This window comes from Cyanobium sp. ULC065, assembly GCF_977927515.1.
Window position 1 is genome coordinate 2205066 of sequence record NZ_OZ376393.1, and the last position, 12922, is coordinate 2217987.

Consider the following 12922-nt stretch of genomic DNA (forward strand, 5'->3'; position numbering starts at 1 on the left):
CATGATTGGGTCATCTTTAGTCTCTATGGTTGCGCCATCACAACAGATTTCCAATGGCTCCCCTTCCCCTTGCTTCATGGCGTGCCGCACAGCTTCCTATTGGCCTGATGGCGCTGCTCATGGTTCCGCTGGCGGGTGGGGCTTTGGCGGGCGGGGCCATTGCACAGCAGGTGATCCCGAAGCGAGAAGGAATGTGTCCGCTCGGGTATGTCGACACCTTCAACGGCAAGTGCAGTACCCTCGGGGTCACCTCTTACACCGTGAGTCCACGGGATGGAGAAGCCTGTCAGTCGGGCTGGATGAACATCGGCGGAGGCTATTGCCGCAAGAAATGATCACAGGGGATCACGGCCTTGGCTCGGTCCCTTTTGCCAGCGCACCAGCCCGGTGGTAATGGCGATCAAGGCAGCATGGTTGCGATTGCGTGCTCCCAGTTTGCTTCGAATCGCCTTCATGTGGGTTCGCACCGTTTCCACTGACACGAGCAGCTGGGCAGCGATCTCTGCATTTCCGTACCCTTCCACCAGCTTGCAGAGCACATCGCGTTCGCGGGGGGTCAGCCGTGTCCTGACTTCCCCAACGGAGCTGAACGTACCCTTCAGCATTATCGTCAACAGAGGGGCATCCATGTAGATGCCGCCATCAAGGATCACCTTGAGCGCCGTGACGATATAACCCCGGCCCGCATAGCGCTCTAGACAGATGCCATCACTGCCCGAGGCGAACGCTTCCTCCAGCACGTCCGATGTTTCGTTCTGCAAGATCAGCAGGCACGGCAGGTGGGGATGGCGATGCTTGATCCTGCGAATGAAAGCCATTCCCGTGCTTCCTTCAAGGAATTCACCCACCAGCACAAGATCGGGCACGAGCTGCTGAAGATGCTTCAAGCCAGCCTCCTCAGTAGTGGCGCTATGCAGTGAACAGACCACACTTTCCAGCAGAATTTCCATGTGGCCGATCATCATGCGCCGAGCGCTCACACACAGCAGCGAGCGACCAGAGAGTAGCTTCCTGGTGGCTTCATCGTGCTCCAGATCAGATTGTATGAACGGGTTGAAATCCATCAATCTTCCGGCGAGTCTGCCGCTGAATGCCGCAGCGGCAGATGGTCGAGTTGCCTTTGTGCAGACAACTGGGGTATCAAAGGTAACAACGCCAGCCATGGGATGGACAGAACAGGGACATGGTCCATCTGAAGACGGTTAGCAGCCTGGAACATCCCCGACAGGGGCCAAATCGACCACATTGGGCGGGTGGGTAAATGTGCACGGCCGGGCAAAGTCGTACAGAACGAAGTCGTGTGAGGGTAGCCGTTTCCATGGCGAATTGCAGAAGAATTGCCGTGCCATCGCTCGGGCACCGTTAGAACAGCACCCTATTCTTCTCATTTTTTGCGCCACACCGGTCACTCACACCAGCCTGGAGACACGCAATCCTCTGAAAACGCATTGGCGCCCCATTCAGTTTCACTACCGCACGGGCCAGGCAATGCCCTGAAGCTTCAATACCGAAGCGCGCGGTCACTGCGCCTGGCGCATCGGCAGGTTCAGTAGTAACGCTTGGGATTCTGGGAAATCGCCAGCTGCACCTCCTGCAGAAAAAGCACCAGCCCCACGATCAGCATCAGCATCGCCAGCACGAAGGCTGGCACCAGGATGGCGGCAAGATCCAAAACCGCCACCGCACTCACAAACATCACAGCCACCACCGCGGCGATCAGCAGCGCTGTGAAGGTGACGCAGAAGATGGCGCGGTTGATCAAAAACATGCGCTTCTTCTGCACATCCAGCGATTTGCGCAAGCGGCGCGCCTCCAGGGTGGTGCCCCGAGCGAGAGCCTCCTGCAGCAGGCGGGTGCGGTCGACGATCCGTGCCAACCGCTGGGTGAACATGCTCAGCAGGCCGGTGATGCCCGTGAGCAGGAACACCGGCGCCACCGACAGCTGAATGGCATGGGAGAGCTTGGCGACCGCTGCGGTGCTTTCCGTGCCGGCCGCGAGCACGAGGATGTCCGGGGCCGTCATCGCATTCCGCCAGAAGACTCCGCTGCCATTCTCAGGGGCAGACACGATCGGCCTCGCCGCGATGACCACCATCCAGTGCCAGTACGAAGGTTCGCTCCGCTGCCAGGCCCTGCATGAACCCTCCGGTTCCTCCCTGCTCACCGATGCTCCGCTGGACAACGAAGGCAAGGGCGAGCGCTTCTCCCCCACCGATCTGGTGGCTACGGCCCTGGCCACCTGCATCCTCACGGTGATGGGCATCACGGCCCAGCGGCACGGCTGGGCGCTGGAGGGGAGCCGGGCCCGGGTTGAGAAAACGATGACCCGCTCCGGTCGACGCCGCATCGAGGCGCTCACGGTGTGGATCACCCTGCCGGAGGGCCTGGCGGCGGATCATCGCCAGTTGCTGCAGCGCGCGGCGGAAAGCTGCCCGGTGAAGCAGAGCCTGGAAGGCGCCGTGGCCATGGAACTGATCTGGGAGCACGCCGGCACGCCCGCCTCAGACCAGCCGCCGGCCGCATGAGCGAGGACGCCATGCTGGACCTCGCCACCGCAGCTCCTCCGATGTCCGAGCCGGCCACCGCCCTGCAACTCCTGCAGGATCACCTGCACGAAACCAGGGTGCTCGGATCGATCAGCAGCGCGCTCTACTACGACCAGAACACGGTGATGCCTGCGGCCGGGGCCGAGTGGCGCGGCGAGCAGCTGGCCTTGCTGGCGAGCCAGATCCATGCCCGTCAGAGCAGCGCCCACTACGCCGAACTGGTGGCGGCCGCCGAGGCGGAACTGGGGGCCTCAGCACCCGCCGAGCGGCGCCGCAACCTGCAGCTGGTGCGCCTCGAACTGGAACGGCAGCGCTGCCTCGACCCTGCGCTGGTGACCAGCCTGGCCAGGGCGCAGTCGAAGGGCAACGCCCTCTGGCAGAACGCCCGCCGCCACAACGACTTCCCCACCTTCGCCCCCGCCCTTGCAGAGCTGATCGCCCTGCGCCAGGAGCAGGCCGGGCAACTGGCCAGCGCCGAGCTGGCGCCGCGCAGCCCCTGGGAGGTGCTGGCCCAGCCGTTCGAACCCGACATCAGCACAGCGCGGGTGCAGGAGCTGTTCGCCCCGCTGAAGGCGACCCTGCCGGTGCTGCTGGAGCAGGTGGCCGCCGCCACCGCCCAGCAGGGTGGGGAGAGCACCGCCACCGCCGAGCTGCCGGAGACGGAGCAGGAACGCCTCTGCAGTGAGCTGCTCGACAGCTGGGGCTACGACCCGACGCGCTGCCAGCGCTCCCGGTCCGCTCACCCCTTCTCCTGCACGGTCGGACCTCAGGATTTCCGCATCACCACACGCGTGGTGCCCGGGCAGCCGTTCTCCTCCTTCCTGGCCACCGCCCACGAATGGGGGCATTCGCTCTACGAGCAGGGCCTGCCCCGCAGCACCGACCACTACTTCCCCTGGCCGCTCGGCGAGGCCACCTCGATGGGGGTGCATGAGAGCCAGTCGCTGTTCTGGGAATGCCGGGTGGCCCGCGGCCGCGCCTTCGCCGCCCGTTGGCAGCCACGCTTCGTGGCCGGCGCCGGTGCAGATCGCTGGGGCGGCATCGATGGCTTCTGGCGGGGGCTGAACCCGATGCGGCCCGGCCCGATTCGTGTGGAAGCCGATGAACTGAGCTACTGCCTGCACATCGTGCTGCGTTTCGAGCTGGAGCTGGCCATGCTGGAGGGAGGTCTGCCTGTGGCCGACCTGCCCGGTGAATGGAACCGGCGCATGGTGGAACTGCTGGGCCTGCGGCCAGCCAGCGACAGCGAGGGCTGCCTGCAGGACATCCACTGGGCTGAAGGCCTGTTCGGCTACTTCCCTTCCTATGCCCTCGGCCATCTGATCAGCGCCCAGCTGGCCGAGGCGATGGAGCGGCAGATCGGGTCGATCGAGGCACACGTGGCCGCCGGCCAGGAACAGGCGCTGCAGCAGTGGCTGGCGGCCCACGTCTGGCCGCTGGGGCGGGCGGTGAACGGGGAGGAGCTGGTGGAGCAGGTCACGGGGGAGCGTCTCAGCGCCACGCCGTTCCTCACCTATCTGGAAGCCAAGGTGCAGCAGTTGCTGAGCAGCGTCGGCCACTGAGCCGGTGGATAAGGCAAGGCGAGCGCCTGCGGGGGGGCTGGTGGCGCGGCCGTCAGCGAGCGTGGTTGACAGAGGGTGAGGCCGTCAGGGTGCATGGTGATTCGAGGCCGAGTCTGAGGGTGACCTGAGAACAAGGCCGTTCCCATGCGCCTTCGTGCAAGCCCCTGAGTGAGGCCGGTCTGGGGCACTCCGTAGGATCGGCCGCGCCGCTCGTTTCCCATCGCCATGGCGAACATCGACCATCCGCCCAGCCGCACGATGCTCAACCTGCTGCATGTGCTGCCGGCCTTCGCCGACGAAGCGGAACTGCGGTTGAACACGATCGTCGAGCTCAATTCGATGACGATCAACAAATACGAACTGATCACCGAAACCGGCCATCTCAAACTCGACCGGGTGGGCTACTCCTCCCTGGCCTATCCCTTCGCCTACGGCTGCATCCCCCGCACCTGGGATGAAGACGGGGACCCGCTCGACATCGAGATCGTGGGTGTGACCGAGCCGCTGGTGCCCGGCAGCCTGGTGGAGGCCCGCATCATCGGCATCATGACCTTCGACGACGGCGGCGAAGTGGACGACAAGGTGATCGCCGTGATCGCCGATGACAAGCGCATGGATCACATCACCAGCTACGAGCAGCTGGGCGCCCACTGGCAGAAGGAAACCCACTACTACTGGGAGCACTACAAGGATCTGAAGAAGCCCGGCACCTGCAAAGTGAATGGATTCTTCGGCGTGGAGGAGGCGGTTCGCATCATCAAGGAATGCGAAAAGCGCTATCTCGACACCATCGATGCCAAACTTGTGGGCTGAAGCCCCACGACCGGCACCTGAATGCGCCCGATCCCAATGGTTCTTCCGCACCTTCGCACTCCTGGCGCCTCCACCGGTGGTCTGGTGAGCTCCACCGGCGCACTGGTGATCAGCCTGTGCAGCGCCACCCTGCTCGCAGGCACCGCTGCACTGGCACTCCCCACCGCCACCCCGGCAGGTCCGGCCAGCTCGGCGCCGGGCACGGCCACACCGGCACCTGCGGTCGCAGCGCCGGAAGCCTCAACACCCACAATCACGGCGCCTGGAACCACCCCGGCTGCCAACAGCCCGGCACGTGGAGCCACCACTGCCCCAGCCACCGCGTCACCCGCCACCCCAACGGCGCAGCCGGTCGTGGCCTCACGGATCGTGCTGCGGCTGGGCAAGCGGGACATCCGGCTTGAGCAGGGCGGCAAGGTGTATGGCCCCTGGCCGGTGGCGATCGGTGATGCCCGCACGCCCACGCCCACCGGCACCTTCCAGGTCACCAGCAAGGTGGTCAACCCGATCTACGCCAGCACTAAAACCGGCAAGGTGAAAGGCACCGTCGGGCCGAACGGTCCCCTGGGTGATCGCTGGCTGGGCTTCAAGACCCTCGGTCCCAACCAATTCGGCATCCACGGCACCCCCAGCGCCTGGGCATGGACGGTCAGCTCCCGCTCGGCGGTCACCAATGGCTGCGTGCGCATGTTCCACGAACACGTGCGCAAACTCTTCGACCTGGTGGACGTGGGCACCCCGGTGGTGATCACCCGCTGAGCCCACGGGCCAGCGCAAGCGCCATGCCATCACGGCTGGCCATGCCTTGAAGCTCATCGGCTCGCAAGCCTGCCCAGGGCACGCCGGCCGGCAGCTTGGCCTGAGGGCCATCGTCCTGTTCAAACACCGGCAGCTGGCGCAGACCGTTGGGGTTGAGCTGGTCCTCCAGCTGCGCCAGGCTAGCGCTGGCCGGCAGCCAGATCAGCTCGGCGCGGCGGCAATCGCTCAGCGGCGCCGCCCCCCCCTGGCTGGTGATCACCCGCTGAAGGTCCATCAGCGTGGCCAGCCCCACCACCCAGCCGTCCTGCTCGATCAGCAGACAATGGCCATGGGCCCGCACCAGCTGCGCCAGCGCCTCTGCCGCAGCGGTGGTTCCGGGCAGCACCAGCGGTCTCTCCGGTTCCAGCGCTGCACGCACCGACAGGCCCGCCAGGCGGGCACGACGTTCCTCTTCCACCGGATCGGGCCCCAGCAGGCCTGGATCGGCCAGGCCATGCCATCGCTCCACCAGCACGGCGCTCAGCCCCGTGGCCGCCATCAGCGGCAGCACGATGCGGATGTCGTGGGTGAGCTCGAACAGCAGCAGCAGGGCCGTGAGCGGCGCCCGGGCACTGCCGGCCAGCACGGCGGCCATGCCCACCATGGCGTAGGCCGGCGGTTCGGCCACCGGCAGGCCGAAGCCGCTTTCGCCCAGCAGCTGGCCGTAGCAGTTGCCCAGCACTGCCCCCAGAAAGAGAGCAGGCGCAAAGCCACCCCCCACAAAGCCGCTGGCATTGCTGAGCCCCGTGGCCAGCAGCTTCACGGCCAGCAGCGCCAGCAGGCTGGTGAAGGCCACACCACCTTCCCTGCCCAGCAGCGCTTCGATCGTGTCGTAACCCACGCCCAGCACCTGCGGGAAACCGAGCGCCATCACCCCCACCCCAAGGCCGCCGAGGGCGTTGACGAGCACGGCAGGCAGGCGCTCCACCCGCCGCTGCACAGCGGCGCTGCGGCCTGCGGCCAGGATGCTCACCAGCGCCCACGACATCAGGCTCGCCACCACCCCAAGGCCCAGGTAGAGGGGCAGCTCCAGGGGGGAGCGCACCTCGTAGGCGGGCAGGCGGAAGATCGGCTGGTCCCCCAGCGACAGTTGCGTGACCAGGGAAGAGGCCACCGCCGCCACCAGCACAGCCCTGAGACTGGGCCGGCCGGGGATGGTGCTGTAGGCCCCCTCGAAGGCGAAGAACACGCCGGCGATCGGCGCCTGGAAACCGGCCGCCAGCCCTGCCGCCACGCCGGCGGCCACCAGTGCCTTCTGGGAATCGGGTGTGAGCCCCCCGCGCAGGCCGAGCCAGAGGCCGATGTTGCCGCCGCTCTCCACACTCGGCCCCTCCGGCCCGAGCGAGGCGCCACTGCCAAGGCTGAGTGAGGCGGCAATCAGGCGCAGCAGCGGCAGGCGCGGCGTCGCCGGCAGGGCGCCATCAGCCATGGCCATCAGGCTCGGCAGGCTGGGGCCCAGATCACGCGCGAGCTGGCGCAGCAGCCCTACACACAGTCCACCCAGCACCGGCGCCAGCAGCACCGGCCAGGAGGTCAACCAACCGGCCAGGCCGCTGGCGGGCACGGGGAGCGGCACCGGCACTGGCGGCAGTGGAGGCGGTGGCAGGAAGCCGATGCCACCGAGACCGATCAGCACCAGCGCCTTCAGCGGGGTGCCGGAGGGGGCGGAGGTGGTGAAGATCTCCGGTGGTGGGGTGGGATCGGGCTGAGCGCTGCCCAGCAGCCCCGTGCCCCACTCCACAAGCGTGCCGAACAGGAAATTGTTGATGAAGCCCAGCAGATAGTGGAAGCCCACCACGGCCGCGCCGGTGAGCACCCCCACCAGCGCAGCCCAGGCCAGCAGGCTCCACTGGAAGGGCAGTCCACGGCTGTCACCCTCCCGTGGCTGGGGAGGGCCGGCCGGTTCAAGCCTCGGGCCTGACAGCTGCAAAAATCTCCTCCAGGATTTCGCCCGCCCCTTCACTGCGCAGGGTGTGGGCGAGGGCGATGCCGATGGCCTCCGGCTCGGTTTGATCGCCGCGGGCCTCGTTGCGAAGCAGACGCTGGCCGTCGAGGCTGGCCACCATGCCCGTCAGCACCAGCTCGTCACCGTCGAAGCGGCTGTTGACCCCGATCGGCACCTGACAGCCACCTTCGAGCTGGCGCAGGAAGGCCCGCTCTGCCAGGCAGCGGCGAGCCGTGGGGAGGTGCTCCAGCACCTTGATCGTTTCGAGCACGGCGGTATCGCCCTCGCGGCATTCGATGCCGAGCGCGCCCTGGCCCACGGCGTGCAGGGAGATCGAAGGGTCGATCAGTTCATGGATGCGGTCAGCCAGCCCCAGCCTGCCCAGGCCGGCGGCGGCAAGGATCAGGCAGTCGTACTGGCCGGCATCCAGCTTCTCCAGCCGGGTGATCACATTGCCGCGCACATCCTTGAAGGTGAGCTGGGGGTAGTGGTGGCGCAGCTGGGCGAGCCGGCGCAGCGAGCTGGTGCCCACCACGCTGCCTTCCGGCAGGGTGGCCAGGCTCTTGTCGGCATGGCGGGCGTGCACCACCAGGGCATCGGCGGGATCCTCCCGCTCGGTGACGCAGCCGAGCATCAGCCCCTCAGGCAGGTTGGTGGGCAGATCCTTGAGGCTGTGGACGGCGATGTCGGCCTGGTCGACCAGCATCTGGGCTTCCAGTTCCTTGGTGAACAGGCCCTTGTCGCCGATCTTGGCCAGCGCCACATCAAGGATCTTGTCGCCCTGGGTGGCCATCGCCTCGATGCTGATCTCCAGCGAGGGATGGGCAGCGGAGAGGGCATCCCGCACCCAGTGGGTCTGCACCATCGCCAGCTGGCTGCGGCGGGAGGCAATGCGCAGGGTGGAGCCGGCCATCACGTCAGTCCTCACTTCGGCGTCACGGCCGTTTCACAGCCGCCCAGCCTAAGGACAGGCCGGCCGCAGGCCAGGCGACGTAACAGAGAGCCTGATCCATCAGCGGGAACAGGTCCGGGTCAGGCGAAGAAATCGAGCGGGAACGGGCCCCAGGTGTCTTCCGCTTCGGGCGCCACGCTGCTGTGGCCGGTGATCAGCAGGCCGCAGCCGAGGCCGGATTCCGGACGCAGCAGAAACAGACCGGTGCGCTGGTTGCCCTTGAGAAACACCGGACCGGCCACAGCGGCGGGATCCCCTGCCTCAGAAGCCAACGCGCCGGTGCCAGGCGCCTGCAGGGGCTCCCAGCCGAGGGCCTTCTCACAGGCGCGCAGCGCCGCCACCGCCTGGGAGGCGGAGGGTGCCATCACCCCGACGGTGAACCATTCACAGGCCGCCAGCCGCTGGTCGAGTTCACTGCGCAGCGCCTGACGGGCCGCGGCAGGGAGCTCCGGCGCCGTACGCAGGCCGCAGAGAGCCGCGAGCGTGCTGAGCGAAGCGGGTGTGGTCAAGGGGTTCGCCCCAGGGAAGGGCCAGTCTGCCGGGGGGCGCAGAACTGGAGGCTCACGGCGCAGATGCTGAACCAGATGAAGCCGACGCAAGCGCCACCCACCATGTCGGTGGGCCAGTGCACCCGGCAGTAGAGGGTGCTGAGCCACACCAGCGCCACCCAGAGCGAGGCACCCACATACAACGGGCGACGCAGGCGCGGGTAGAGCGAGGAGAGGATCATGCACATGAGGAAATAGAACACCACGGCGCCGGCGGCATGGCCACTGGGAAAACTGCGGCCAATCACCTCCACCAGCCGGTCGGAGGGGCGCGAGCGATCAAACATCGGCTTGAGCCAGCGATCCACGATCAGCAGAATTCCAGCCGTCCCCACCGCCAGCCAGCGCAGCTCGTTCCAAGCCCGCTTGGTGTAGAGGAACACCAGTGCGGCCACCACCAGTACGGCGGTGAAGCTGGTGCCGCTGAGCTTGTACACAAGCACGAGCAGGGCGCCCGGCTGGGGAGGAATCACCTGGCCCAGCCAGTCGAGGATGGCGATATCGAGCTCAGGGTGCTTCTGGTTCACCATCGTGGCCTCGATCCAGAGCACCAGCCCCAGAGCGATCACGCAGGCCAGCAGCCTGGGGACGCCGAACAGCCGGCACCAGCGGCGGAAGCGGTTCACGAACCGGCGCCGCCGGGGCGGGGCTCTGATCCCTTCACCGCTGCCGGCCCGGGCACGTAACGAAGCAGGCGGTGATTGCCGCGGCTGGCCAGGGTCTGCACCTGCCCCCCCTCCGTGTTGAGGTCCTCGAGCTTGCGCTGTTCGCCGAACACCAGCACGCTGGCCGGCTGGCTGTCCCGCAAGCCCCGACGGGCCCCTTTGACGCTGCCAAAGAACTGCACGGGCCGGCCGCTGTAGAACACCACGCTGTAGCGCATGTAGCCCACCACCAGCAGCGGTTCCTGCGGTCCAGCCAGCTGGCCGGCGAGAACGGCGAGCTCGCGCACGGGTTGCTGTCGCTCCCTCTCCATCAACGGGGCAAGTCCTGGCACCACCAGCAGGAGGACGCCGGCAAAGGCCGCCGCATCTGGCAGCCACAGGTGCTGCAGTGGGCCGCGACGCAGGAGCTGCACCACCATCGCGATCGCCGCCACCGCCAGCAGCACCCCCAGCAGCATCGGCAACCCGGAGCTGTTGAGGGCCTTGGCAAAGCCGGGATAGGCGGGGTCGGAAGCGGCCCAGCGCGGGGCCATCACGGCGGCAGTGGCCATCACCGCCAACAGCAGCGCATTCAGCCAGCCGAAAAACTTCTGCCAGCGGTCGGTGGCCGGTAAGGGGGCCGCCGCAGCGGGCAGCGGCTGCCAGAACAACGCCACCAGCAGCGCACCGGCGGGAATCAGGGGCAGGATATATCCGGCGAGCTTGGTGCTGGCGACAGAGAAAAACACCAGCACCACCAGAAACCAGACCAGGCAGAACGGGGCCAACTGGGCGGTGCGGAGTTGCCGGCGCCAGTGGCCCAGTTGCCAATAGCGCAGCCGCACCATGGCCAACGGCAGAAACAGCGACCACGGCAGCAGCAGGATCACGCACCAGGGCAGATAGAAGTACCAAGGGCCGGAATGGCCGTAGAGCACCGAGGTGTAGCGCTGCAGGTTGCTGAAGCCGAAGAAGCCGCCAAGAAAGTCGGCGCCGTTCACCTTTGCAGCCCACACGTACCAGGGACTGCCCACCGCCAGGAACAGCACAGCCATCTGCAGCATCGGCATTTGGCGCAGCACCGTGAGCAGCTGGGCCTGGCAAAGCAGGAACACCACAATCACCGCCCCCGGCAGCACCAGACCCACGGGTCCCTTGGCGAGCACCGCAATGGCACTGAACACAGGCATCACCACGTAGCCCACGCGCCGCAGCACGGGCCTGTCCACCTGGCTGTACGCCAGGAAAAAGCCGAACAGCGAGAGCGTGATGGCGCTGGAGAGGAACATGTCGGTGACGGAGCTGCGCCCCCAGCCCACCCAGGCGGGGTTGAGCGCCAGCAACACCGCCCCCAGCCAGGAGCGCCGCAGGCGAGCCGGCGTGGCTTCGCCTTCAGCAAGCAGCCACAGGAGCACGAACCCCGCCACCACCACCAGGCTGGCCATCAGCGCCACCGGCAACCGGGCAGCCCAGGCGCTGACGCCGAAGAGGCGGAAGCTGAGGGCCACCATCCAGTACCCCCACACCGGATAGTCAAAGAACGGCTCGCCGTTCCAGTGGGGCGTGATCCAGTCGTTGCGCAGCAGCATCTCCCGGCCCACTTCCACAAAGAGGGCTTCGGTCTTGTCCATCAAGCTGAGCGTGCCCAGGTGATTGAAGAAGGCCAGCCAGCAGAGCAGCAGCAGACCGGCGGCAGTCACCAAGGCCAGGCGGGCCGGGCGCGCCTGCAGCGAGGAGATCACGAGCATGCGATCAGGAGGCAGGCTGGGGAAGGAGGGAGCAGCCACCGACGGCGGGACGCCAGAGCGGCGGGACTGGGGAGGCGCTGAGACAGATCGGATTTCAACACATCCAACTGGAGCCGAGAAGGGTCTGAATCGAGGGGAATGAGAGCCAGGGAAATCGAACCAAAGGCCATCAGGTCTATGGCGATCAGGTCAATGGCCATCGGGTGCAAGCGGATGACTTCCGCTCAGGGGGTGTTCCAGACAAAACGCGATGAAGCAGCGTAGTTCCACACAAACACCACGGCAATACCGGCGATCTGGGCGAAGAGGGTGTCACTCGCCACCCTCGTGTAAAACACACTGGCCAGGCCGATGTTCGCGAGCATCGGCAACGAGGCCACCACCAGAAACTTGACAAGCCCGGCAAACAGAGGGAAACCCTTGAGCCGCAGGTGGCGGAAGGTGAGGGTGTTGTTCACGAGATAATTGCTACAGGCCGAGGCGATCACAGCCGGTGGCAACGAGGCCACAAAGGAGAAGCCCAGCAGGATTAAGAGGTTGGACACCAACAGCTGCACGCCGATCCCGGAAACACCAACCAGGGCAAAACTCACAGCACGCCGTGGAACCATCCGCAGCAGCAACGTGTGGATGATCGAAACGCCGAAGTCCCACAGAACGGAGATGTCCAGCTTGGAGCTTCCGAAGGTGCGGGGCTGGAAGGTGAGCGGGGTTTCTTCGACAAACAGATGCCCGCGGCTGATCGACAGAAGCTCGTAGAGAAATTTGAACCCCTGAGAATCCACCTGCCGGATCATCGGCAGGCAGCGGTCGAGGCGCAGGGCGAAAAAGCCACTCATGAAATCGCTGAGGTGGCGATAGCGGGGCAGGGTGAAACGTGCCAGGCGATTGGCCAGCACCGATCCCCCTTCCCGTTTGTCGCTCAACCCCTTGATGGAAGCCTCTGGGTGAAAGCGGCTGCCGATCACCAGATCGACGTTGCGGGCCAGCAACAGCTCCAGCGCCGCCGCCACCGCCGCGGGCTCATGCTGGCCATCACAATCCATCACCACGGCAAGATCGCCGGTGCTGTCCAGCAGGCCTTCTTTGATGGCGCTGGAGAGGCCTGAGCGCCCCACGCGGCGGATGAGGCGCAGGCAAGGCTCCCCATGCGCCAGTTCCTTGACGAAATCAGCCGTTCCATCGGCGGAATCATCGTCAACGACGATCACCTCCAGCTGAAAGCGATCACGCAGAGCCAGCAACTGCTGGAGGATGGGCTGGATGTTCTGCCGCTCGTTGAAGGTGGGCAGAACAATGGTGACCCTCGCTGCCGGGGTAGACCCGGCAGACGCGACGACCGATGCGGGCAAAACGGAGGGAACGC

The 12922-nt window shown here is 66.3% G+C and carries 13 protein-coding genes; 5 read left to right on the plus strand and 8 right to left on the minus strand.

Features of this window, described 5'->3' with window-relative positions; translation table 11 throughout:
• Positions 1-107: 107 nt before the first annotated feature.
• The gene (locus tag ACXMDP_RS10840; protein ID WP_259730536.1) at positions 108-335 is read left to right on the plus strand and encodes a hypothetical protein; all 228 of its coding nucleotides are present in this window, start codon (positions 108-110) and stop codon (positions 333-335) included.
• On the opposite strand, the gene ACXMDP_RS10845 is transcribed toward ACXMDP_RS10840, so the two are convergent.
• Together ACXMDP_RS10845 and ACXMDP_RS10850 are read right to left on the minus strand one after the other, a co-directional pair.
• Positions 336-1163, minus strand: a complete 828-nt coding sequence (locus tag ACXMDP_RS10845) for a response regulator transcription factor (protein WP_259730537.1) — start codon at positions 1161-1163, stop codon at positions 336-338.
• Positions 1164-1546: 383 nt separating this feature from the next.
• Positions 1547-2023, minus strand: coding sequence for a DUF2721 domain-containing protein (locus tag ACXMDP_RS10850; protein ID WP_259730538.1), 477 nt, complete (start codon positions 2021-2023; stop codon positions 1547-1549).
• A gap of 61 nt (positions 2024-2084) precedes the next feature.
• On the opposite strand from ACXMDP_RS10850, the gene ACXMDP_RS10855 reads away from it, so the two are divergent.
• From ACXMDP_RS10855 to ACXMDP_RS10870, 4 genes are all read left to right on the plus strand, one after another.
• Positions 2085-2525: an OsmC family protein gene (locus ACXMDP_RS10855; RefSeq protein ID WP_094512931.1), complete on the plus strand. Its 441-nt coding sequence runs from the start codon at positions 2085-2087 to the stop codon at positions 2523-2525.
• Between the two features lie 41 nt (positions 2526-2566).
• A complete protein-coding gene (locus ACXMDP_RS10860) occupies positions 2567-4108 on the plus strand; it encodes a carboxypeptidase M32 (protein WP_259730623.1) in 1542 nt (513 codons plus the stop codon).
• Positions 4109-4333: 225 nt separating this feature from the next.
• Entirely contained in the window at positions 4334-4921 is a 588-nt protein-coding gene (locus ACXMDP_RS10865; protein WP_255100804.1) for an inorganic diphosphatase, read from the plus strand.
• A 36-nt stretch (positions 4922-4957) separates the two neighbouring features.
• On the plus strand, positions 4958-5680 hold the full coding sequence (locus ACXMDP_RS10870) for a L,D-transpeptidase (RefSeq protein WP_259730539.1): 723 nt from the start codon (positions 4958-4960) through the stop codon (positions 5678-5680).
• Here the strand turns inward: ACXMDP_RS10870 and ACXMDP_RS10875 are convergent.
• From ACXMDP_RS10875 to ACXMDP_RS10900, 6 genes are all read right to left on the minus strand, one after another.
• Positions 5670-7649, minus strand: a complete 1980-nt coding sequence (locus tag ACXMDP_RS10875) for a chloride channel protein (protein ID WP_255100802.1) — start codon at positions 7647-7649, stop codon at positions 5670-5672. The two genes, ACXMDP_RS10870 and ACXMDP_RS10875, sit on opposite strands and share 11 nt — an antisense overlap.
• On the minus strand, positions 7624-8577 hold the full coding sequence (hemC, locus tag ACXMDP_RS10880; protein ID WP_094513039.1) for a hydroxymethylbilane synthase: 954 nt from the start codon (positions 8575-8577) through the stop codon (positions 7624-7626). The genes ACXMDP_RS10875 and hemC overlap by 26 nt, the downstream gene beginning before the upstream one ends.
• Positions 8578-8696: 119 nt before the next feature.
• Positions 8697-9125, minus strand: a complete 429-nt coding sequence (locus ACXMDP_RS10885) for a DUF1824 family protein (RefSeq protein WP_259730540.1) — start codon at positions 9123-9125, stop codon at positions 8697-8699.
• Positions 9122-9790 (minus strand): phosphatase PAP2 family protein, encoded by a 669-nt coding sequence (locus ACXMDP_RS10890; protein ID WP_259730541.1) that lies wholly within the window; start codon positions 9788-9790, stop codon positions 9122-9124. Before ACXMDP_RS10890 ends, ACXMDP_RS10885 begins: the two co-directional genes overlap by 4 nt.
• Positions 9787-11556 carry an ArnT family glycosyltransferase gene (locus tag ACXMDP_RS10895; protein WP_457766863.1) on the minus strand — a complete coding sequence of 590 codons (1770 nt, stop codon included), beginning with the start codon at positions 11554-11556 and terminating at the stop codon, positions 9787-9789. Before ACXMDP_RS10895 ends, ACXMDP_RS10890 begins: the two co-directional genes overlap by 4 nt.
• Before the next feature lie 224 nt (positions 11557-11780).
• Positions 11781-12908, minus strand: coding sequence for a glycosyltransferase (locus ACXMDP_RS10900; RefSeq protein ID WP_259730543.1), 1128 nt, complete (start codon positions 12906-12908; stop codon positions 11781-11783).
• Positions 12909-12922 lie beyond the last annotated feature (14 nt).